Annotated in this window: 19 protein-coding genes; 6 read left to right on the top strand and 13 right to left on the bottom strand. The window is 72.2% G+C overall.

All coding sequences use genetic code 11. The annotated features are described in order from the left end of the window. Window positions 1–5 precede the first annotated feature (5 nt). Complete coding sequence (locus ACZ3OF_RS11560) at window positions 6–869, bottom strand: helix-turn-helix domain-containing protein (RefSeq protein ID WP_361667975.1); 864 nt, start codon at window positions 867–869, stop codon at window positions 6–8. A gap of 141 nt (window positions 870–1010) precedes the next feature. Between ACZ3OF_RS11560 and ACZ3OF_RS11555 the strand changes: the two genes are divergently transcribed. Both ACZ3OF_RS11555 and ACZ3OF_RS11550 read left to right on the top strand, forming a co-directional pair. Beyond that, entirely contained in the window at window positions 1011–2063 is a 1053-nt protein-coding gene (locus ACZ3OF_RS11555) for an NAD(P)-dependent alcohol dehydrogenase (RefSeq protein WP_361667978.1), read from the top strand. Window positions 2064–2164: 101 nt separating this feature from the next. Beyond that, complete coding sequence (locus tag ACZ3OF_RS11550; RefSeq protein ID WP_361667981.1) at window positions 2165–2521, top strand: DUF1330 domain-containing protein; 357 nt, start codon at window positions 2165–2167, stop codon at window positions 2519–2521. On the opposite strand, the gene ACZ3OF_RS11545 is transcribed toward ACZ3OF_RS11550, so the two are convergent. The 4 genes from ACZ3OF_RS11545 to ACZ3OF_RS11530 all read right to left on the bottom strand — a co-directional run bounded on the left by ACZ3OF_RS11545 (window position 2504) and on the right by ACZ3OF_RS11530 (window position 8732). Beyond that, window positions 2504–4249, bottom strand: coding sequence for an ABC-F family ATP-binding cassette domain-containing protein (locus tag ACZ3OF_RS11545; RefSeq protein WP_467304204.1), 1746 nt, complete (start codon window positions 4247–4249; stop codon window positions 2504–2506). The two genes, ACZ3OF_RS11550 and ACZ3OF_RS11545, sit on opposite strands and share 18 nt — an antisense overlap. Before the next feature lie 202 nt (window positions 4250–4451). Further along, window positions 4452–6626 (bottom strand): eCIS core domain-containing protein, encoded by a 2175-nt coding sequence (locus tag ACZ3OF_RS11540; RefSeq protein ID WP_467304202.1) that lies wholly within the window; start codon window positions 6624–6626, stop codon window positions 4452–4454. A gap of 194 nt (window positions 6627–6820) precedes the next feature. Beyond that, window positions 6821–7480 carry a peptide-methionine (S)-S-oxide reductase MsrA gene (gene msrA, locus ACZ3OF_RS11535; protein ID WP_361667987.1) on the bottom strand — a complete coding sequence of 220 codons (660 nt, stop codon included), beginning with the start codon at window positions 7478–7480 and terminating at the stop codon, window positions 6821–6823. A 142-nt stretch (window positions 7481–7622) separates the two neighbouring features. Then, window positions 7623–8732, bottom strand: coding sequence for a hypothetical protein (locus ACZ3OF_RS11530; RefSeq protein WP_361667989.1), 1110 nt, complete (start codon window positions 8730–8732; stop codon window positions 7623–7625). 73 nt (window positions 8733–8805) lie between these two features. On the opposite strand from ACZ3OF_RS11530, the gene ACZ3OF_RS11525 reads away from it, so the two are divergent. Continuing rightward, complete coding sequence (locus ACZ3OF_RS11525) at window positions 8806–9960, top strand: cystathionine gamma-synthase (protein ID WP_361667992.1); 1155 nt, start codon at window positions 8806–8808, stop codon at window positions 9958–9960. 108 nt (window positions 9961–10068) lie between these two features. Here ACZ3OF_RS11525 and ACZ3OF_RS11520 read toward each other — a convergent pair whose 3' ends face one another. The 4 genes from ACZ3OF_RS11520 to ACZ3OF_RS11505 are packed head-to-tail and all read right to left on the bottom strand — an operon-like array spanning window position 10069 to window position 11564. Continuing rightward, the gene (locus ACZ3OF_RS11520) at window positions 10069–10260 is read right to left on the bottom strand and encodes a DUF1059 domain-containing protein (RefSeq protein WP_361596744.1); all 192 of its coding nucleotides are present in this window, start codon (window positions 10258–10260) and stop codon (window positions 10069–10071) included. Window positions 10261–10304: 44 nt separating this feature from the next. Continuing rightward, entirely contained in the window at window positions 10305–10556 is a 252-nt protein-coding gene (locus tag ACZ3OF_RS11515; protein ID WP_361667995.1) for a hypothetical protein, read from the bottom strand. Further along, window positions 10553–11017, bottom strand: coding sequence for a sigma factor-like helix-turn-helix DNA-binding protein (locus ACZ3OF_RS11510; RefSeq protein ID WP_467304197.1), 465 nt, complete (start codon window positions 11015–11017; stop codon window positions 10553–10555). The genes ACZ3OF_RS11515 and ACZ3OF_RS11510 overlap by 4 nt, the downstream gene beginning before the upstream one ends. Window positions 11018–11048: 31 nt before the next feature. Further along, on the bottom strand, window positions 11049–11564 hold the full coding sequence (locus ACZ3OF_RS11505) for a MarR family winged helix-turn-helix transcriptional regulator (protein WP_361435909.1): 516 nt from the start codon (window positions 11562–11564) through the stop codon (window positions 11049–11051). 147 nt (window positions 11565–11711) lie between these two features. Between ACZ3OF_RS11505 and ilvA the strand changes: the two genes are divergently transcribed. From ilvA to ACZ3OF_RS11490, 3 genes are all read left to right on the top strand, one after another. Further along, a complete protein-coding gene (gene ilvA, locus ACZ3OF_RS11500; RefSeq protein WP_361668001.1) occupies window positions 11712–12941 on the top strand; it encodes a threonine ammonia-lyase in 1230 nt (409 codons plus the stop codon). A gap of 217 nt (window positions 12942–13158) precedes the next feature. Next, window positions 13159–14190 (top strand): ATP-binding cassette domain-containing protein, encoded by a 1032-nt coding sequence (locus tag ACZ3OF_RS11495; RefSeq protein WP_361668003.1) that lies wholly within the window; start codon window positions 13159–13161, stop codon window positions 14188–14190. A gap of 5 nt (window positions 14191–14195) precedes the next feature. After that, window positions 14196–14993: an ABC transporter permease gene (locus ACZ3OF_RS11490; RefSeq protein ID WP_361668773.1), complete on the top strand. Its 798-nt coding sequence runs from the start codon at window positions 14196–14198 to the stop codon at window positions 14991–14993. A gap of 20 nt (window positions 14994–15013) precedes the next feature. On the opposite strand, the gene ACZ3OF_RS11485 is transcribed toward ACZ3OF_RS11490, so the two are convergent. The 4 genes from ACZ3OF_RS11485 to ACZ3OF_RS11470 all read right to left on the bottom strand — a co-directional run bounded on the left by ACZ3OF_RS11485 (window position 15014) and on the right by ACZ3OF_RS11470 (window position 20955). Then, complete coding sequence (locus tag ACZ3OF_RS11485) at window positions 15014–17332, bottom strand: protein kinase domain-containing protein (protein WP_361668006.1); 2319 nt, start codon at window positions 17330–17332, stop codon at window positions 15014–15016. A gap of 49 nt (window positions 17333–17381) precedes the next feature. After that, a complete protein-coding gene (locus tag ACZ3OF_RS11480; RefSeq protein ID WP_467304193.1) occupies window positions 17382–19763 on the bottom strand; it encodes a protein kinase domain-containing protein in 2382 nt (793 codons plus the stop codon). 106 nt (window positions 19764–19869) lie between these two features. Continuing rightward, window positions 19870–20367 carry a transcription elongation factor GreA gene (gene greA / locus ACZ3OF_RS11475; protein ID WP_361435924.1) on the bottom strand — a complete coding sequence of 166 codons (498 nt, stop codon included), beginning with the start codon at window positions 20365–20367 and terminating at the stop codon, window positions 19870–19872. 186 nt (window positions 20368–20553) lie between these two features. After that, window positions 20554–20955, bottom strand: a complete 402-nt coding sequence (locus ACZ3OF_RS11470) for a DUF4307 domain-containing protein (protein ID WP_361668011.1) — start codon at window positions 20953–20955, stop codon at window positions 20554–20556. Between the last annotated feature and the right edge of the window lie 91 nt (window positions 20956–21046).

The raw sequence follows: 21046 nt of genomic DNA, 5'->3' as shown, positions 1-21046 counted from the left end.
AGGAGCTACCGGACGACTTCCTCCTCCACGCCCCACTGCGCGAGCAGCCGCAGCGCGTCCGCCGAGGCCGTCCCCGGCTCCGCCTGGTACGTCACGAGCACCAGGTCCGGGTCCGTCCCGGAGACCTTCAGCGACTCGTACTGGAGCGTCATCTCGCCCACCAGCGGATGCCGCAGCCGCTTGCTGCCGTGCCCCTTGTCCGCGACCGTGTGCGCCGCCCACAGCGAGCGGAACTCCTCGCTCTTCACCGACAGTTCGCCGACCAGCGCGAGCAGCGCGGGATCGTCCGGGTAGCAGCCCGCGTACAGCCGCAGCACGCTCACCACCTCGGTCGCCTTGCACTCCCAATCCAGGTACAGATCACGCGTGTTGGGCCCGAGGAAGACCAGCCGGGCCATGTTGCGCTCCTCCGGCTCCATCGCGGCGAAGTCGCCGAGCAGCGCCCGCGCCAGCCGGTTCCAGGCGAGGATGTCGAGACGGCGGCCGAGGAGGACGGCCGGGACGGAGTCCATCGAGTCCAGCAGATGCTGCAAGCCGGGCCGCACGTGCTGGGGCCGCACGATCGCCGCACGGTGCTGCTTCTTCTTCGCCGTCGGCTTGGCCAGATGCGTAAGATGCGCCCGCTCGGAGTCGGTCAGCCGCAGCGCCCGCGCGATCGAGTCCAGGACCTCCATCGACACATTGCGCCCGTTGCCCTGCTCGAGCCGGGTGTAGTACGCGACGGAGACGCCCGCCAGCTGCGCGAGCTCCTCCCGGCGCAGCCCCGGTACGCGACGATGGCGCCCGAACTCCGGCAGGCCCACGTCCTCCGGCTTCAACCGGGCCCGGCGCGAGCGCAGGAATTCACTGAGTTCGGCACTGAGATCCATGCGGCGATCCATGCGTCCCGATTATCCCAGGTCGTACGTCCGGACGGACGGATGTTCCTGACCCTGCCAGTGGTAGGCACGCTGGACGTAGGCAGAACAGGGGGCTGGGTGAGCCGCGGGCGCTCCGGCAGGCTGGTCGCCATGACCACCAACGTCTCCCTCGTCCCCGCCTACGCCGCCCCCGCCGCCAACGCCCCGCTGGAGCGCACCACCGTGCCGCGCCGGCCGGTCGGCGAGCACGACGTCCTCATCGAGATCAAGTACGCCGGAATCTGCCACTCCGACATCCACCAGGCCCGTGACGGCTGGGGTGAGGGCATCTTCCCGATGGTGCCCGGCCACGAGATCGCCGGCGTCGTCGCCGAGGTCGGCCCGGGCGTCACCAAGCACAAGGTCGGCGACCGCGTCGGCGTCGGCTGCTTCGTCGACTCCTGCCGGGAGTGCGAGTACTGCCTCCAGGGCCTGGAGCAGTACTGCACGGGCGGCTCGACGGGCACGTACAACGCCCTCGACAAGAACGGCGAGCCCACGTACGGCGGCTACTCCACCCACGTCGTCGTCGACGAGAACTACACCCTGCGCATCCCCGAGGGCATCGCCCTCGACGAGGCCGCCCCGCTGCTCTGCGCCGGCATCACCCTCTACTCGCCGCTCGCCCACTGGAACGCCGGCCCCGGCAAGAAGGTCGCGATCGTCGGCCTCGGCGGCCTCGGCCACATGGGCGTCAAGATCGCCCACGCGCTCGGCGCCGAGGTGACCGTGCTCAGCCAGTCGCTGAAGAAGCAGGAGGACGGCCTCAAGCTGGGCGCCGACCACTACTACGCCACCAGCGACCCGAAGACCTTCACCGAGCTCGCCGGCTCCTTCGACCTGATCATCTCCACGGTCTCGGCCCCGATCGACTTCGGCGCCTATCTGAGCCTGGTCAGGACGGACGGCGCCCTGGTGAACGTCGGCGCCCCCGAGGAGCCGATCGCGCTCAACCTGTTCTCGCTGATCGGCGGCCGCAAGACGCTCGCCGGCTCGATGATCGGCGGTATCGCCGAGACGCAGGAGATGCTCGACTTCTGCGCGGAGCACGGCCTGGGCGCGGAGATCGAACTGATCCGCGCCGACCAGATCAACGACGCGTACGAGCGGGTGCTCGCGAGCGATGTGCGGTACCGCTTCGTGATCGACGCGTCGACGATCTGAGGCGCTGGGAGTACGGGCGCTCCGGGGCGGTCCGGAGCGGGTGCCGGGGCATGACGTGCGGAGTAATCGACCCGTACGGCATGTCCCGGCACGCTTGCGTCATGACCGCTTACGCACTCGCGAACCTCAGCCCGCAGGCCTCCCTCCACGAGGAGGTCCTCGTGTACATCGAGCGCATCCAGTCCACGCTCGACCCCTTCGGCGGCCGCTTCCTCGTGCACGGCGCTCCCGAGCGGGAGGTCCGGGAGGGCGAATGGCCCGGTGACCTCGTCATGATCGCCTTCCCCTCGATGGACGACGCCCGCGCCTGGTACGACTCCGCCGCCTACCAGGAGCTGATCCCTCTGCGCGCCCGCCACATTCCGGGCGACGTGCTCCTCGTCGACGGCGTCGCCCCCGGCTACGACCCGGCGGCGACGGCCGCGATGCTGCGCGGGGCGTCAGGCGATCCGGCCTGAGCGCAGCTCCAGGCGGGTGCCGCCGAAGCCCGAGCGGAAGCGGTGGTCGTGGGAGACCGCGACCACCGCGCCCTCGAAGGCGGCGAGGGCCGCCTCCAGCTCCTCGACCAGGGAGAGCGCCACATGGTTGGTCGGCTCGTCCAGGACGAGGAGGTCGGCCGGCCGGGTCACCAGCCGGGCCAGCTCCAGCCGGCGCTGCTGGCCCACCGAGAGCCGGGCCACGGGCACGGTCAGGTCCTCCTCCCGGAAGAGACCGAGGGCGAGCAGCTCCACGGCGTGCTCCTCGGGCAGCCCGGGGCGGCCCGCCGCGTACGCCGTGAGCAGCGGCTTCGGGGACGGAACGGCGGGCAGCTCCTGGGCCAGGTACCCGACCCGGCCCGACCGGACGACCGTGCCGCCGTCGGGCCGCAGATCCCCGGCGAGAACCCGCAGCAGGGTCGTCTTGCCCGCGCCGTTGGGCCCGGAGACGATCAACCGGTCGCCGGGCGAGATCCGCAGCTCGTCGATCCGCAGCCGCTCGCCGACCACGACGTCGGCGAGCTCGGCGATCACACCGCCGCGTCGACGGAGCCCGCCACCCGGCCGGAGGCCGTCACCCCGCCCGGGACCGCCATCCGGCCTGAGGTCGCCATCCGCCCCGGGGCCGCCTCCCGGCCCCCGGTCGGTGGCCGCCGGTGTCGTGGAGTGGGGGGCGGTCGTCGTCAGTCGGGCCGTGAACCGTAGCGGTTCCGGTGGGGCCGGAACCGGCTCCCTGCGCAGCTGTTCGAGCCGTACACGGGCCGCCCTGACCTGCCCGGACAGCTTGTTCTCGTGCGAGCGGCGGTGCTTGCCGAAACCCTGCCGGGGGTCCTTCCCCGCCCCCGCGAGCCGCTGCCCGGCCGCGGCCACCAGCTCTTCCGTACGGGCCAGCTCCTCCCGCCACTCCTCGTGCTCCTGCGCCCAGCGGCGTCGGGCCGCCGCCTTCGCCGCGCGGTAGCCCGCCCAGCCGTCGCCGTACCGGTTCACCGCACGGGTGTCGCGGTCGACCTCCAGGATCGTGGTCGCCATCCCCTCCAGGAACCCGCGGTCATGGGTGACCGCCACGACCGTGCCGCGGTGGGCACGCAGCCGTTCCTCCAGCCAGCCCGCGGCGGCCCGGTCGAGATGGTTCGTCGGTTCGTCGAGCAGGAGCAGCTCGGCGCCCGAGGCGAGGACGCAGGCGAGGGCGAGCCGGGACTGCTCCCCGCCGGAGAGCGTGCCGACGCGGCGCCCATACGGGACGTGGCCGAGGCCGAGCCCGTGCAGCGCGGCGTCGGCCTGCGCGTCGGCCCGGTACCCGCCCCGCTCCTCGTACCGGGCGGCCAGCTCGCCGTACGCGACGAGCTCCTCGGGGGTCGCGGAGCCGAGCGTCTCCTCGGCCGCCCGCATCTCCCGCTCCATGGCGCGGAGTTCGGCGAGCGCCGCGTCGACGGCGTCGCGCACGGTGTGCCCGGGCCCGAGGCCGAAGGTCTCGGCGAGCGTCTGCGCGAGCCGCGCGACGCCTCCGGGGAAGCGGACGGTCACCTCCCCGCCGTCGGGGGCCTCCGCCCCGGCGAGCAGCCGGAGCAGCGTGGACTTGCCGGAGCCGTTCTCGCCGATGACGGCGGCCTTCTCACCGGGGCGGACGGTGAGCGTGAGCTGTTCGAGGACAGAGCGGTCCCCATAGGACTTGGAGACGTCTTTCAAGGTCAACTGGGCGCGGTCGCGCATGGGATCTTTCCCTGAGAGCTGGGGTCGGTTCGGGCCGCAGAGGGGACACCGGGACCACCGCCGCCGCGCCCAGGGGGGCGCCGGATCAGCGGGTCAGACCGTGTCCACGGCCGGAATCAGAGAAAGAAGTAGAACGAACCCATGCGTCCGAGTGTAGCCAGACGGCCCGCGGCCGCCACGGCCTTTTCCGGGCCGCCCCGGATCACCTCTTCTTCTCGTACTTCAGCGTCCGGTCGGCGTTGAGCTGTTCGACCAGCTTGAAGACGGCGACGGCCAGCGGCTTCAGCCGGCCCGTCCGCACGTTGTCCTGCATGCGCCGCAGTTCGGCGACGATCGCCTCCTGGTCGCCCCGCGGGCCGACGAGGTTCTGCTCGCCACCGAGGGCGCCGAGCGACTTGTGGACGGCCTCGGCGCTGTCCTGGTCGACCATGGCCCGCCCGGGCTGGGCCAGGTGCTCCCAGTTCTTGAGCAGATCGTTCCCGGCCGGCAGCGCGCCCAGCCACTGGCCGCGGGTCAGCGTGACGGTGGTCCGGGTACGGTCGTTGGCCAGCCCGCGCTCGACCTCGCTGCCGAAGACCAGGTCGCCGTCGGTGCCGGTCATTCCGGCGGCCTCCAGGACGAGCGCGGTGAACGCGGGCGGGGCAGCCTGGAAGTGGTTCCTCAGGTCCTGCGACAGCAGGCCGAAGGAGCGGGCGAAGTCCGTGCGGGCCATCAGGGCCCCGGCGATCGACTTGGCGTTGGATCCCGGCTGGAGCTTCTGCCCCTGGAGCAGGTAGGCGGCGAGGTGCATGACGAGACCCGTGAGCGCCTTCCTGTCGGACCCCGGCACCTCGAAGCCGAGCGTCGGAAGCAGTGCGGCGACCGCGGCGCCGGCGCCCGCGCGTGCCGCCGGGAGATCGCCGAGACCGCCCGCCGACAGGTCGGTGGACGCCTGCCGGCGGCCCTCGACCCGGCCCGAGCCCAGCAGGGGGACCCGCTCCAGCGCGCTCATCGGCTTGCGGTTCTCGAGGTAGTCGATCAGCTTCGGCAGCCGCTCCAGACGCGCCCCGAGCGTCGCCTGCGGGGCGAAGCTGAGCGCGTTGCCGTCCGGGTAGATCCGCAGACCGGCCCTGGGCTCCCCGCCGCCCGCCCGGACCTCCTCGGAGGGGATGTACTCGTCGTTCCTTCGGCCGTCGAGGTAGCCGGCCATGGCGGTCACGTCGTCCATGACCGACCCGACCTCCGCGACCGAGGTGAGCGGATCGGTGATCCACTCCAGGTTGGAGCCGCCGGTGGGGCTGGCATCCGCCGTCAGGTCGAACTTCGTGCCCTTCACGACGAGACCGTGGACGCGTCCCTTGCCGAGGTTCTCGCCCGCGAGGGGTGCCTCGGACACCTCTCCCCTGTTCAGCAGGGTCGTGATCAGGCCCGTGCGCTCGCCGTCCTTCACGTCGAGTGCGGCGAGGCGCTGCGCTCCGGCTTCGTTCAGCATGCCGTCCGCGCCGAACCACCGTGCGCGCAGGGCGTCCTGTTCGCCCGCGGCGACCTGCTTCCTCTCGCTCTCGTCGAGGCGCGCGTGGTACGGCGAGTACGGGGAGAGGAAGATGCCCAGGATCTTGGCGTCGATCAGCCGCAGTCGCTCCGCCGCGCGCTGGTCGCGGACCGCCTCGGAGTCCGCCTCCATCCTGCGGACGTTCCACTGTGCCTCGAACTCGAAGCCGACGGCGCGCTGCACCGCGCCCTGCCCCGCCTGCGCGTGGGAGCCGGCAGTGTGACCCTCGGCCTCTGCCCCGTGCTGGTGGGGGTGTTCGTGCCCGGCCGGCGCCGGTCCCGCCATCACCCGCGCCGCGTTCGCCTCTGCGGCCCGCTCGAAGCGGTCGGACGGATCGCTCACCCGCAGCCCGTCGCCACTGTCGGTTCCGGAGACGGGGCCCTGCCGCTGCTGGATGACATGCGTCAACTCGTGGGCGAGGGTGTGCTTGTCGGTGCCCCCGGAGCCGATGACGACGTGCTCCCCCGAGGTGTACGCGCGGGCGCCGAGCTCCGAGGCCGAACGCTGGGCGGCGGCGCCGGTGTGCAGCCGTACGGTGGAGAAGTCCGCGCCGAGACGGGCCTCCATCTCGCTGCGCAGGGGCGCGTCCAGGGCCGTGCCCGGCGAGCGCAGCACGTGGTGGGCGGCGGCGCGCTGCACGGGAGGCGCCTCTTCCCGTTCCTGCTCCTGCCGGCCGCCGAGCATCGCGGTGACGGCCCGGTTGCCGATGCTGCGCTGGAGCGCGTGGAGGTGCTGCGGGGAGAGCGGGCCCGGAGCGCGGTCGGAGCCGGTGGTGGTGGGTGCGGACTGCCGTGTCGATCGCCCGGGTTCTTGGCGATCCCGGCCGCCCGGCTCCTGAACGCGCATGGCATCTCCGGCGATTCCGACAGCGAAGCTCCGTCCGCGCCCCACGATGACCGGAGCCGGGCCGGCCCGGTAGTCCCCCGGGGGCAACGTCCGGGCACGCCGGCTGCCCCCGGGGGATCAGGCTCTCCTACGCGGTCCGCGCGGTGCGCCGAGGCCTACGTGGCGTGCGCATCCTGCGCGGCCCGCGTCGAGGCCTACTCGGCCTTCGCGACGCCGATCGGGCAGGAGACTCCCGTACCGCCGATGCCGCAGTATCCGGCCGGGTTCTTGTCCAGGTACTGCTGGTGGTAGCCCTCGGCCGGGTAGAAGGTACGGCCCTCGGCCGGGAGGATCTCCGTGCTGATCGTGCCGTAGCCGGAGCCCGTCAGGACCTTCTGGTACGCGACGCGCGAGGTGTCCGCGGCCGCGGCCTGGGCGTCGGAGTGGGTGTAGACCGCGGAGCGGTACTGCGTGCCGACGTCGTTGCCCTGGCGGAAGCCCTGGGTCGGGTCGTGGGACTCCCAGAAGAGCTTGAGCAGCTTCTCGTACGAGACCTTCGACGGGTCGAAGACGACCCGGACGACCTCGGTGTGGCCCGTGAGGCCCGAGCAGACCTCCTCGTAGACGGGGTGCGGCGTGAGGCCGCCCTGGTAGCCGACCAGGGTCGTCCAGACGCCCTCGGTCTGCCAGAACTTGCGCTCGGCGCCCCAGAAACAGCCCAGGGCGAAGTCGGCCACCTCAAGACCCTCGGGGTACGGGCCGAGCAGCGGGGTGCCCAGCACGGTGTGGCGCTCGGGGACCGCGAACTCGGACTCGGGCCGACCCTTGAGCGCCTGGTCGGGCGTGGGGAGGACGGGGGTGCGTGACAGGAACATGCGGCATCTCCTCGACGGTGGGCGTTACGCACAACGCCCGGGCCCCGGGAGGGATTCCCTCAGGGTCCGGGCGTCGGTCACGCGCGCGTGCCGCCACGGAGTGCCGCCGCGGGCCTCAGGCAGGGGCCCGCCTCCCGCCGCGTCAGTGCGGCAGGGTCGCCGGGCTTCCGCCGTTGGCCTCGTAGCCCGCCACCGCCAGGTTCCGGTACACCGTGTACTCCGCCGCCGGGTCCTCGCTCAGCGTCCACGGCAGGGCGCCCACATGACCGTCGACGTGGACCAGCTGGTGCATGGCCTCCGACCAGCGCTCCCCGCGGACCAGGAAGAGGACCAGCAGGTGCCGGACGTGCGCCAGCATCGGGTCGTCGGCGCGCGCCGAATGGACCGCGTACATCGCGCCCTCCATCGCCTTCCGCACCACCTCGGTCCGGAAGAAGTCCTGGACGAGCACGATCTCGGGCAGGTGCTCGTAGACCGCGAAGAGCGGGAGCGCGGCGAGCAGCGAGCCCTGCGGGGCGCGGGCCGCGGCCGCCGTCGCGAAGCGGTCGGCGTCCTCGCGCGAGCCGTGCCACTTCTCGCACCAGAAGTGCAGCGCGGCCAGGTGCGCGCCCATGTGCTGCGGCGCGCGGTCGATGATCTTCGCCCAGACCTGATCGAACTCCTCGTGGCTGTAGCCGAGTCCCCGCGCGACCGCGAGCTGCACGATGTACGGGACGGGGTCGCCGGGGGCGAGCAGCGCCGCCTCCTCGCTCACCTTCTTCGCCTCTTCGAGGATGATCCGGAAGTCGTCGCTGCCGGCCGAGGACGAGCGCCAGGCCTGCTGCACCAGGAACTCGGCGTGCACGGCCGCCCCGCCCGGGTCCTTCGGCGAGTCGGCCCGCCACGCGCGCAGCCACGCGCCGCCCACACCGGGCTTCTGCTGGAGCTCCAGCGAGGCCGCGCCCGCGAACGCCTGGACACGCTGCCAGCGGACCTCGCCCTCCTTCTCCGTGCCGGCGAGCAGCTGCGAGGCCGCACGCCAGTCCTGGGTCGCCTGGACCACGCCGAGCACGTCGAGCAGATCCCGGTCCGGCCCCGGCATCCGTACGTCCTGCTCCTCCTGGCGCAGGAAGCCGTACGCCTCGGGATCGGCGGCGTCCGGCGAGCCGGGCGCGACCTGCCGGATACCGACGCCGGACCGGCGGCGCCTCACATACGGGGTCACGATCGCGATCAGCAGCGCCATCGCCATCAGGAACCAGAGAATCTCCATGTGTCCATTGTCCAGGACACTCCCTGAGACATTGGGCGGCGGTCCCCGGCCCTCGGGACTACGCTCCTGACCCATGAGCGATGAGCACATCCACCAGAGCTTCGAGACCCGCGCGATCCACGCGGGCAACACCGCCGACCCGCTGACCGGCGCGGTCGTCCCGCCGATCTACCAGGTCTCCACCTACAAGCAGGACGGTGTCGGCGGGCTGCGCGGAGGTTACGAGTACAGCCGGAGCGCCAACCCCACGCGCACCGCGCTCGAGGAGAATCTCGCGGCCCTCGAGGGCGGCCGCCGCGGACTGGCCTTCGCGTCCGGTCTGGCCGCAGAGGACTGCCTGCTGCGGACCCTGCTGGCCCCCGGCGACCACGTGGTGATCCCCAACGACGCCTACGGCGGCACCTTCCGCCTCTTCGCCAAGGTCGTCCAGCGCTGGGGCGTGGACTTCTCCGTGGCCGACACCTCCGACGTCGAGGCGGTGCGCGGCGCGGTCAACGACCGTACGAAGGTGATCTGGGTCGAGACCCCCTCGAACCCGCTGCTCGGCATCACCGACATCGCGGCGGTCGCGGCCGTGGCCCGGTCGGCCGGCGCGAAGCTGGTCGTCGACAACACCTTCGCCTCGCCCTACCTCCAGCAGCCGCTGTCGCTGGGCGCGGACATCGTCGTGCACTCGCTGACGAAGTACATGGGCGGCCACTCGGACGTCGTGGGCGGCGCCCTGGTGACGGCCGACGAGGCGCTCGGCGAGGAGCTGGCGTACCACCAGAACGCGATGGGCGCGGTGGCCGGTCCGTTCGACTCGTGGATCGTGCTGCGCGGCATCAAGACGCTCGCCGTCCGGATGGACCGGCACAGCGAGAACGCGGAGAAGATCGCGGAGATGCTGACGCAGCACCCGAAGGTCACCCAGGTCCTGTACCCGGGTCTGCCGGAGCACCCCGGTCACGAGATCGCCGCCAAGCAGATGAAGTCCTTCGGCGGCATGATCTCCTTCCGGGTGGTGGGCGGCGAGGAGGCGGCGGTCGAGGTCTGCAACCGCGCGAAGCTCTTCACGCTGGGTGAGTCCCTGGGCGGCGTCGAGTCGCTGATCGAGCACCCGGGCCGGATGACGCACGCGAGCGTGGCGGGCTCCGCCCTGGAGGTCCCGGCGGACCTGGTCCGGCTCTCCGTCGGCATCGAGAACGTGGACGACCTGCTGGCGGACCTGCGCCAGGCCCTGGGCTAGTACCGCCGGGAGCGGGCCCGTACCCGAGTCGTACGACCGGCCCGCGTCCCTGACGTGTCCCGGCCGGGCGCCCCTCCGAGGGGCGCCCGGCCGCTGGTCACCGCCCGGTCAGGCCGGTACCTTCTCGTCCTCCAGCGATTCCCGGACCATCGCGCGCAGCTCGGGGCTGTCGTCGTGCCCGTGCACGGAGATCGCGTGTTCGGAGGCGGCCCGGACGACTTCCTCCTCCTCACCGGTGATGGTGAGGGTGCAGCCCATCACGCTGGGGGTCTTGCGGCAGTCGGCGACTTTCCTGGTCATGGGTCCTCCTCGACTCGCCCGCTTCTTCCAGGCTAAGGCCGCCGTCACCAGCCTTCGAGCGGTGGCGTCGTCTCCGCGGGCGGCACGCTCCAGGGCTCGGCCACCGTCGCCCAGACCGCGAACGCGAGCACGGCCGCGACCACCAGCAGCCACAGGGCTCGCCGTACGGCCCGGTCGCGGTGGAGCAGCCGGGCGCCGCGCGCCACGGCCCGCGCGACCAGCTCGGCGGGGACCTGCGGATGCGGGGATTCCAGCATCCGCCGGACCTCGTCCTCCTTGTCCTCGTGGCGGCTCACGAGACGACCCTCCCGCCGCGCCGGTCCCGCAGCGCCGAGACGGACCGGGCGCAGATGGCCCGTACGCGCTCCTCGGCCAGTCCGAGCAGGGCCGCGGTCTGCTCCTCGGCCACCCCCTCGTACAGCCGCAGCACCACGACGAGGCGTTCCTGCGGGGTGAGCGCGGCGAGGAGGCCGCCCCGGCCGCGGTGGTGCCGCCAGGCGGTGCGGGCGAAGCGGGTGGCGAGGTCGGCGCGGGTGCGGTCGTACGGGTCCTCCCCGCGCAGCCGGTCCCAGTGGGCGTAGGTGTGGGCGAGGGAGGCGGTCAACAGCGCCTGGGCGCGGGGGTTGGCGTCCCGCGTCTCGGCGGTCAGCAGCGTCGCGGCATGCAGCAGCCGGCCCGCCGCCCCCGCCACGAACGCCTCGAACTGCCGGGCGCGGAAGCGGTTCTCGCCCGACGGGCCGTCCTGTCGATCTCGCACGTCCTCATATGAGGACAGGGCGGGGCCGGGGTCAAGAGGTCGCGGCGGACTCCGTGTCCGTGGCGGGCGGCAGGCCCGACTGCCGGGCGGAGAGCGCGGAGTTGAAGCGGGTGAGCAGGGTGCAGAACGATTCGCGCTCCGCCGGGGTCCAGCCGTCCGTCACCTGAGCCATCAGCTCGCGGCGCGAGGCGCGGACCTCCTCCAGGCGGGCCAGGCCGCGCGGGGAGAGCTGGAGCACGACCGCGCGCCCGTCCTCGGGGTGCGAGGTGCGCTTGACCAGGCCGGTGTCGACGAGCGGGGCGACCTGGCGGGTGACGGTGGACGAGTCGATGCCCATGCCCGCCGCGAGCGCCTTGACGCCCATCGGACCTTCCTGGTCGAGCCGGTTCAGGAGCAGGTACGCCGCCCGGTCCATCGAGTTGCGGAGCTGTCCGGTGCCGCCGAGACGGGTCTGTTCGGCCCGGCGGGCGAAGACGGCCACCTGGTGCTGGAGGGCATCGAGGAGACCGGGGTCAAGCTCAGTCGTCATGTCCTGAGATGTGGGCATGGCTGTGGGGGCTCTCTCGTGCGGTGGTCGGTTGGTGGGGGACAGAGTACGCGGACCCGCGAGAGTCCGTACCTGCGCTGCGCAAACCGGCTGCGACGGGCGCTCTCCGGGCGGCCACCAGCCCCTTGAGCTGCGAGACTTGCTGTCATGAGCTTCCGTAGGCCAGACCCCTTGCACCCGCTGATCCTCGACGATGTGCGCGGGGCGCAGAAGATGCTGTCCGGGGTGGCCCGAGTGACCGCGATGGAGGGCAGCCGCCATCTGTCGTCGCTGGTGGGAGCCCCGGTCCACCTCAAGTGCGAGAACCTTCAACGAACGGGCTCGTTCAAGCTGCGCGGCGCGTACGTACGGATCGCGGGGCTGCGGCCCGAGCAGCGGGCGGCCGGAGTGGTCGCCGCCTCGGCGGGCAACCACGCGCAGGGGGTCGCCCTCGCCTCCGCGCTCCTCGGGGTGCACTCCACGGTCTTCATGCCGGTCGGCGCCCCGCTGCCGAAGGTCGCGGCGACCCGCGAGTACGGCGCCGAGGTGCGGCTGCACGGCCATGTCGTGGACGAGACGCTGGAGGCGGCCGAGGAGTACGCGGCGGAGACCGGCGCGGTCTTCATCCACCCCTTCGACCACCCGGACATCATCGCGGGGCAGGGCACGGTCGGCCTGGAGATCCTGGAGCAGTGCCCGGAGGTCCGCACGATCCTGGTGGGTGTCGGCGGAGGCGGTCTCGTCGCCGGTATCGGGCTCGCGGTGAAGTCCGTACGCCCCGACGTGAAGGTGATCGGCGTCCAGGCGGAGGGCGCCGCCGCCTATCCGCCGTCGCTGGCCGCCGGGCATCCGGTGGCGATCGAGTCGCCGGTGACGATGGCGGACGGGATCAAGGTCGGCCGGCCGGGCGACGTGCCGTTCGCGATCGTGCGCGAGTACGTGGACGAGATCCGTACCGTCTCCGAGGACGCCCTCTCCTCGGCGCTGCTGCTCTGTCTGGAGCGGGCGAAGCTGGTGGTCGAACCGGCCGGCGCGAGCCCGGTCGCGGCGCTGCTGAGCGACCCGACGGCGTTCCAGGGACCGGTGGTCGCGGTCCTGTCGGGCGGGAACGTCGATCCGGTGCTGATGCAGCGGGTGCTGCGCCACGGCATGGCGGCCGGGGGCCGCTATCTGAGCCTGCGGCTGCGGGTGACGGACCGGCCGGGCGCGCTGGCGACGCTGCTCGCGGTGCTGACGGTGGTGGACGCGAACGTGCTGGACGTGAGCCATGTGCGCACCGATCCCCGGCTGGGTCTGACGGAGGCGGACGTGGAGCTGCACCTGGAGACGAAGGGTCCCGAGCACTGCCGGGAGGTCGAGGCGGCGCTGCGGGACGCGGGGTACGTGGTGCTGACGTAGCGGGCGGCATGGCTCGCCGAACAGCGGCGCCGGGGATCGGTCTTCGACCCCCGGCGCCGCTTTTTCGTCTTGTGCATCTGCTGATGTGCGTGCGAGGGCTTGTGTATCGCGATATGTCGCGTTAGCTTTGTGGGTCAGGTCACAAATTCAGTGGGCGGCGGCTGCCGTTCAAACCTAAACTTGGGTGGAAAACGCCCAAATCCCTGGGAGAACCCACATGCCAGGCGCGATCTACGCCGAAGGTCTGGTGAAGACCTTCGGCGACGTACGAGCTCTGGACGGCGTCGATCTCGACGTACCCGAGGGCACGGTCCTGGGCCTGCTCGGCCCGAACGGCGCGGGGAAGACGACGGCCGTGCGCGTACTGACGACGCTGCTCCAGCCGGACAGCGGAAAGGCCTCCGTCGCCGGAATCGACGTGCTGAAGCACCCCAACGAAGTCCGGCGCTCGATCGGCCTGTCCGGGCAGTTCGCGGCTGTCGACGAGTATCTGACCGGCCGCGAGAACCTCCAGATGGTCGGCCAGCTCTACCAGCTGAGCGCCAAGCGGGCGAAGCAGCGGGCGGTCGAGCTCCTGGAGCGGTTCAACCTCACGGACGCGGCCGACCGCACCGCCAAGACGTACTCCGGCGGCATGCGCCGCCGCCTCGACCTCGCCGCCGCGCTCGTCGTCTCCCCGCCGGTGATGTTCATGGACGAGCCGACGACCGGTCTCGACCCACGCAACCGGCAGGCCCTCTGGGAAGTCATCCAGGAACTCGTCGCGGGGGGTACGACCCTGCTCCTGACGACTCAGTACCTGGAGGAGGCCGACCACCTGGCACACGACATCTGCGTCATCGACCACGGCAAGGTGATCGCCCGCGGCACCGCGGACGAGCTCAAGGCCCAGACGGGCGGCGAGCGCGTCGAGGTCGTCGTCCACGAGCCGGAGATGATCGACCCGGCCCGCAACGTCCTCGCCCGCTACGGAGTGGCGGGCATCGGCCACGGTGAGGTCTCCGTCGAGAACCACACCCGCAAGCTCACCGTCCCGGTCACCGGAGGCGCCAAGCTGCTCGCCGAGGTCATCCGCGACCTGGACACCGTCGGCGTCGAGATCGACGACATCGGTCTGCGCCGGCCCACGCTCGACGACGTCTTCATCTCGCTGACCGGCCACGCGGCCGAGCGGGAGGAAGAGGAGAACGGCGGGGAGCCGCAGGACGCCAAGGGCCCGAAGCGTGACCGGCAGGAGGCGGCGAAGTGAGCACCATGAACGACTCCCTGGTCATCGCCCGGCGGAACCTGATTCGCATGACCAGGATTCCCGAGATGATCCTCTTCGGGCTCATCCAGCCAGTGATGTTCGTGATCCTCTTCACCTACGTCTTCGGCGGCTCGATGAGCATCGGCGGCACCACCGACCCGGACGTCTACAAGAACTTCCTGATGGCCGGCATCTTCGCCCAGACGGTCACGTTCGCCACGGCCGGCGCGGGCGCGGGCATCGCCGACGACATGCACAAGGGCCTCATCGACCGCTTCCGCTCCCTGCCGATGGCCAGGGGCGCGGTCCTCACCGGCCGCACCCTCGCCGACCTCGTGCAGACCGCGCTGACACTGCTGGTCCTGGCGATCGTCGCGCTGATCATCGGCTGGCGGCCCGGCTACGCGGAGCCGACGACCTTCGGGAAGGTCCTGGCAGGCTTCGCCCTGCTCCTCCTCCTCGGCTACGCCTTCACGTGGATCGGTGCGCTCATCGGCCTGTCCGTGCGCACGCCGGAGGCGGCGACGTCCGGCGGACTGATCTGGCTGTTCCCGGTCACGTTCATCTCGAACGCGTTCGTGGACTCCAGCCAGATGCCGTCCTGGCTCCAGCCGATCGCGGAGTGGAACCCGTTCAGCGCCACGGTGCAGGCCTGCCGCAAGCTCTTCGGCGACCCCGGTCTGTCCCCGTCCGACGCATGGCCGATGCAGTACCCGGTGTGGGCGTCGCTGATCTACTCGGTCCTGATCATCGCCATCTTCCGTACGCTCTCCGTCCGCAAGTACCGGCGCGCGGACGGCTGACGCACCCTGCGGACCGGCGCCTAGGGCGCGTAGCCCGACACGATCTGGCCGTCGAAGGTGGTGACGAAGAGCGCCCCTCCGGCGGCCAGAAAACTGTTCGCGCCCTGGGACGCGGAGCTGCCCTCCGCCGTCTCGACGTCGATGCCGTTGCCTCGGTCGTCCGACGCCTCAGGGTCGTCCAGGGGCATCGACCGGATCTGCGTTCCCGTGGTCACCAGCAGCCGGTCGCCGGCGAAGGCCAGTTCCTCCGCGCCCGCGTGCTCGGCGTCCTTCCAGCGCTCCTTGCCGGTCGCCAGGTCGTACAGACGGAAGGTCTCCCGGTCGCTGAGCGCCACGACCCCCTGCGCGTTCACCGCGAAGCCGCCCCAGCCCTGGGTGTCCATGGCGAACGTCCGCACGTTCTTCAGCGTCTTCCCGTCGAAGACGGCGATCCCACGGCCCTCACCGGCCTGGCACAGCACGGACCCCTTGTGGACGACGAGGGAGAAACAGCCCGTCGCCCCCGCGCCCCGTGCGGTCTCCTTGCCGGTACGGGCGTCCAGCGCGACCGGCGTCCCTCCCGCCGGTACGTACACCCGCCCGCCGGTGGCCACCGGCACCTCCGGGATCGACGCCAGCGGAGTGCGCCACAGCTCCTTGTCGGTCTCGCCCAGCTTCACCGCCGTGACCAGACCTGAGGTCTCGTCGGCCACGTTCAGGTACGTCGTGTAGAGCACGCCGTCCAGCAGGTCGGTGCCCTTCACCGCCCAGCCGCCGTCGGGCTCGGCGATCCGGCCCCGCTCCCTCCCGTCCTCCAGGCCGTGCACCGTCACACCGTCCGCTCCCGTGATGTACACGCGGTCCCCGACGACGGCCGGATGCTGCGCCGTCGGCCGCGGCAGGTCCCCGCGCCCCGGCCGCGACCAGAGCTTCGTGCCGTCGGCCGCCTTGAGGGCGACGACCGCACCGCCGTCCCCGGAGCAGACCAGGACCTCGGGGGAGAGGGCACACGGACCCACGCCCTCGTCCACCTTCACCGACCAGGGCGACCAGCCGGCCGGGCGCGCGGCGCGGTCCACGCCCTCCTTGCCGTAGTCGTTGACGTGCCCCTCGCCGCCGTACGGCTGGACGACATGATCGAGCGCGGCGGGCTTGCTCCCGGTCGTCGGCTCGTCCCCTCCGCTCGGAGTGGACCCGCCCGAACCGGAGCCGCCCCCTGCCGTACCCCCGCCGGACGAACCGCCCCGCTCCCCGTCGTCGAGCAGGGATATGCCCACGGCCCCCAGCACGGCGACCGCCACCGCACCCGCCGCGACCGCCGCCCAGGGACGCCGGCGCTTCACCGCGCCCGGGGCGGGGGCCGTGTCCGGCCGGGCCGTCATCGCCGTCGGGGAGTACGGAACCTGCGGGGCGAGCGTCGGCAGGTCGGCCACGCCCGCCCCGGACGCCGCGGCCTCACCGATCCGCCGTGCGGAGTCTCCGTACTCCGCCAGCAGCGACAGCACCCCGCCCGGCCACGGGAAGGCCGCCGGCACCTCGGCCCCCAACAACCGCACCAGCTCCGCGGCCGACGGCCGCTCCGCGGGGTCGAGTCGCAGGCACCTCTCCACCACGGGCCGCAACTCCTGCGGCACACCGTCGAGTTCGGCGTCCGCCCGGCTGATCCGGAAGACGACCGACGCCATCTCCTCGTCATGGAACGGTCCGCGCCCGCTCGCCGCGAAGGCGAGCACCGCGCCGAGACAGAAGACGTCCGAGGCCGGCACGACCGCCCGGCTGCCGATCAGATGCTCCGGAGACATGAACCCCGGCGAGCCCACGACCAGACCGGTCGAGGTGAGCGCCGTCGCCTCGAAGGCCTGCGCGATGCCGAAGTCGATGAGCTTCGGCCCCGAAGCCCCGAGCAGCACGTTCGCGGGCTTCAGGTCCCGGTGCAGCACCTTCGCCCCGTGCACGGACTCCAGGGCACGCGCGAGCGCCGCGCCCAGCGCGCGTACGGCGTCGACCGGCAGCGCGCCCGCCCGCTGGACGGCCTCGGCGAGCGAGGGCCCGGGCACGTACTCGGTCGCCAGCCACGGCACGGCCGCGTCCGCGTCGGCGTCGACGAGCAGCGCCGCGTACGGGCTGTTCACGGCCCGCGCCGCCGTGATCTCGCGGCGGAACCGGGTCCGGAAGTCCCCGTCGACCTCCAGGTCCTCCCGGACGGTCTTCACGGCGACCATCCGGTACGGATCGGCCGTCGGCGCGTCCGCCCGGCACGCCAGATGGACCTCGCCCATGCCGCCCGCCCCGAGCCGGGCGAGCAGCCGGTAGGGGCCGACGAAGCGCGGGGGCTGCCCCGCGGGCAGTGCTACCAGCACGGAAGGGGGTTCCTCTCGGTTCTCAGCCGGTCACGTCGGTTCTCGGCCGTCACTTCGGCAGCTCTACGGAGGCGACGACGCCCTTGTCGAAGACGACATGGGCGATCCCGCCGATCGGCAGGACCTCCGGCTCCCGGGTCGTCTTCGCGAAGCTGTGACCCCAGTCGGGGTCGTACGTCTCCTCCGGGACGCGCGGACCGGGCGCGCCCGGCACGGCCGTGGTCGTGAGTCCGGCCGGCTTGCCGTCCTTGCCGAGGCGCACGGTGTACAGCGCGCTGTAGTCGGCGTAGACGACCTGGTCACCGGCGATCAGCGGCGTGGACCAGTTCTGCTGGAGGCCCTTCGGGGCGGCCTTGGCCGCGTACGTGCCCAGCGGCGTGCCGTCGCGCAGATCGTGGACCTGGAGCCCGCCGTCGAACGTGACGGCGGCCGTCGGGCCGATCACGGCGGGACGCAGTTTCTCGACCGGTCCGGGCAGGCTGCCCTTGAGGGCGAGGGTGGCGGAGTCCAGGACCCGCAGCCGCGGCTCCGCACCCCGGCCGAGGGGGCTGTCCACGCAGTACGCGGTCGCCCCGACGACGTTCACCGACCAGCAGTTCTCGGCGTCCTTGTCGGCCTGGCCGCGCACCTCCCCGGTCTTCGCGTCGTAGGCGACGAGTCCGCCGTCGCTCAGCGCGTACACCCGGCCCCCGGCGAAGGCCACCGGCTCGTAGGGGCGCGTCTCGGACCTCGGGGTCGTGGCGTTGGTCAGCTCCTTCTTCCACAGTTCGGTGCCGTCGGCGAGGGAGTAGGCGGCCATGCCGACCCGGTCCATGGTGAGTTCCGTGGTGGTCTCCGTGGCGGCGAAGACGACACCGTCACCGACGATCGGGCGGGAGCTCGTGCCCTGCGCGCCCCAGGCCGGCTTCTCCCAGCGGACCTTGCCGGTCCGGGCGTCGCGCACCTGGAGCCGATCGGGGACGGCGAGGACGACGGAGTCGTCGTGGACGGTCGGCCGGGTCGCGCTGTCCGCGACGAACACCCCACCGGAAGGGCTGGTCCAGCTGTCGTCCGACTTCGTGACGCCGAGCGTCGCCGACCACAGCTTCTTCCCGTTCGCCGTGTCCAGCGCCTCGTACCGCCCCTTCGTCGTCCGGCAGACCAGCACCGTCGTGCCCGCCGCGCAGCCGAAGGCGGGCGCGGAGAGCTTCGTCGTCCAGCTCTTCCAGCCGGCGGGACGCTGGGCGGGGTTCTGCGGCACGATCCCGGAGGAGTCCGCGAGGCCCTTGAAGTCGACCCCGGCGATCTTCGGCTCGGCCTTCGACACCGGCGGTGCCGCCGTGACCGGGGGCTTCTTCTCGTCCTCGGGCCGCAGCAGGTAGGCACCCACACCACAGGCCACGACCGCGAGCGCCACCGCACCCGCGATCAGCGCCCGGCGCCGCTTCCCGCGCGGGGGCTCCGGGGGAGCGGTCGGCGCCACCGGCGGCATCGTCGGCAGCTGGTCCAGCCCTGGCGCCGCGGCGGGCGCGGCCGCGGGGACCTCGAGGAGCGGGCCGCCCGACGCCACCAGCTGCGCGAGCTCCCGCCCGTACTCCCCGATGTGCTCCCGCACGCTCTCCGGCCACGCGGGCCGTCGTTCGCCGCCCAGGAGCTCCACCAGCTCCGCCGGTGAGGGCCGCTCGGCCGGGTCCGCGTGCAGACACGCGGCGATCACGTCCCGCAGCTCCTCCGGCACGCGGCCCAGGTCCGCCTCGGCCCGGGAGACGCGGTAGAGGACGGCCGCCAGGGGCCCGTCCCCGAAGGGGTCCTCGCCGGTCGCCGCGTAGCAGAGCAGCGAGCCCAGGCAGAAGACGTCCGAGGCCCCCGTGACATGGCGCGCGCCCGCGACGTGCTCGGGCGACATGAACGCGGGGGTGCCGACCATCATCCCGGTCGCCGTCATCGTCGTGGCGCCGTTGCTGCGGGCGATGCCGAAGTCGATCAGGCGGGGCCCGTCGACGGAGAGCATGACGTTGCCGGGCTTGAGGTCGCGGTGCAGCACCCCGGCCGTGTGCAGATCGGCGAGCGCGCGGGCGATCCCGGCGCCCAGCTCCCGCACGGTCGCCACCGGCAGCGCGCCGCCCCGCCGCACGGCCTGCGACAGGCTCGGCCCGGGGACGTACGCGGTGGCCAGCCAGGGCACCTCGGCGTCCGCGTCCCCGCCCTCGGGAGCGGCGGCGTACGTGCTCCGCACCAGGCCCGCGACCTTGATCTCGCGGCGGAAGCGGTCCCGGAAGGCGGGCTCGTTCGCGACATCCCGCCGTACGGTCTTCACCGCCACGTAGACCCCCGCGGCGGGGCCGTTCGACCGGCCGAGGAAGACCTCGCCCATGCCGCCGGCCCCCAGCCGCGCCAGCACCTCGTACGGTCCGATCTGCCGTGGTGCGCCTGCGCGCAGCGGTCCCAGCACGTGCTTCTCCCCCTTGTGACGCGACGTCAGCCCGCATCATGACATGTGCGCGCAGAACGAAGGGCCGGACCCCCGAGGGGGTCCGGCCCTTGATCGTCGCTACGGCTCAGCCGGTGTACGGCTTGGCGCTGAGGATCTTCACCGTGGCCTTGTTGCCGTTCGGCAGCTCGTACTCGGCGTCCTCGCCCGCCTTCTTGCCGTTGACGCCCACGCCGAGCGGCGACTGCGGCGAGTACGTCTCGATGTCGCTGCTGGCGTATTCGCGCGAGGCCAGCAGGAAGGTCATCGTGTCGTCCTCGTCGCCGTCGAACGCGATCGTGACGACCATGCCGGGGGCGACGACACCTTCGTCGGCCGGGGCCTCGCCCACCTTGGCGTGTTCGAGGAGCTGGGTCAGCTGGCGGACCCGGAGCTCCTGCTTGCCCTGCTCTTCCTTGGCCGCGTGGTACCCGCCGTTCTCGCGCAGGTCGCCCTCCTCGCGCGCCGCGGCGATCTTGGCGGCGATCTCGGTTCGCGCGGGACCAGACAGGTACTCCAGCTCGGCCCTGAGCTGGTTGTACGCCTCCTGGGTGAGCCAGGTGACGTTGTCGCTGGTCTGGGTCACAGGTGCTCCTCGTAGGTACTGGGAATACAAAGCATCGCCCTACCCAGAAGGATTGTCCTCCCTGAGTGGGCGAAACCACGAGCCTAACAACGAGTGGCGAAAAGGGGGAGGACATAAACCATCAAGATGACGTCATCCCTGGTCAGCGCGTGATCGGGTGGCGCGCCACCCGGTGCCTACCCACCGCTATCGCGCGGTACACCCGATGAGCTCGGCGCTGGTCGCCCGCGCGGTCGTACGGATGGACACGACGCTGTCGATCCGCTCGCTCGCCTCGTCGAAGCGGACGTCCTTACGGCCGACCTCGGCCCCGTCCTCCGAGCGCGAGCGCAGGGTGCAGACCCCCCGGGCGTCGGCGTCCTTGCGCACCTCCAGGTGCACCTGCACCTCGGTGTCGCTCACCACGTCGAACTTGATCGTCTCCGCGCTGATCCTGCTGTCGACCACGTAGAACCAGCCGAACCAGCCGAGCAGCCCGAGGAACAGCACGCCGAGCACGGCGCCGGCGATCTTGAGCTTGCGGTCGGCGCGCTCGTCCGCGGAACGCCCGTAGCGCCCCTCGGGCAGCCGCTCTCGCACCGCGCTCATGATCGTTCCTCTCGCCGCGGGGGTGGGAATTTTCCGCCCCCCGGTTCCGTCACTATAGAGACCTCCCTCCACGCCACATCACAGAGGATCG

Source organism: Streptomyces sp. NPDC022552, assembly GCF_055561875.1.
Note: the sequence above shows the minus strand (reverse complement) of the source record. Positions and strands in the feature narration are given on the sequence as shown.

Coding starts and splice junctions, on each gene's coding strand:
- ACZ3OF_RS11520 (WP_361596744.1), bottom strand. CDS start 10,260: ATGACCAGGAAAGTCGCCGACTGCCGCAAGACCCCCAGCGTGATGGGC.
- ACZ3OF_RS11555 (WP_361667978.1), top strand. CDS start 1,011: ATGACCACCAACGTCTCCCTCGTCCCCGCCTACGCCGCCCCCGCCGCC.
- ACZ3OF_RS11540 (WP_467304202.1), bottom strand. CDS start 6,626: ATGCGCGTTCAGGAGCCGGGCGGCCGGGATCGCCAAGAACCCGGGCGA.
- ACZ3OF_RS11550 (WP_361667981.1), top strand. CDS start 2,165: ATGACCGCTTACGCACTCGCGAACCTCAGCCCGCAGGCCTCCCTCCAC.
- msrA (WP_361667987.1), bottom strand. CDS start 7,480: ATGTTCCTGTCACGCACCCCCGTCCTCCCCACGCCCGACCAGGCGCTC.
- ACZ3OF_RS11525 (WP_361667992.1), top strand. CDS start 8,806: ATGAGCGATGAGCACATCCACCAGAGCTTCGAGACCCGCGCGATCCAC.
- ACZ3OF_RS11560 (WP_361667975.1), bottom strand. CDS start 869: ATGGATCTCAGTGCCGAACTCAGTGAATTCCTGCGCTCGCGCCGGGCC.
- ilvA (WP_361668001.1), top strand. CDS start 11,712: ATGAGCTTCCGTAGGCCAGACCCCTTGCACCCGCTGATCCTCGACGAT.
- ACZ3OF_RS11470 (WP_361668011.1), bottom strand. CDS start 20,955: ATGAGCGCGGTGCGAGAGCGGCTGCCCGAGGGGCGCTACGGGCGTTCC.
- ACZ3OF_RS11490 (WP_361668773.1), top strand. CDS start 14,196: ATGAACGACTCCCTGGTCATCGCCCGGCGGAACCTGATTCGCATGACC.
- ACZ3OF_RS11495 (WP_361668003.1), top strand. CDS start 13,159: ATGCCAGGCGCGATCTACGCCGAAGGTCTGGTGAAGACCTTCGGCGAC.
- ACZ3OF_RS11545 (WP_467304204.1), bottom strand. CDS start 4,249: ATGCGCGACCGCGCCCAGTTGACCTTGAAAGACGTCTCCAAGTCCTAT.
- ACZ3OF_RS11530 (WP_361667989.1), bottom strand. CDS start 8,732: ATGGAGATTCTCTGGTTCCTGATGGCGATGGCGCTGCTGATCGCGATC.
- ACZ3OF_RS11505 (WP_361435909.1), bottom strand. CDS start 11,564: ATGCCCACATCTCAGGACATGACGACTGAGCTTGACCCCGGTCTCCTC.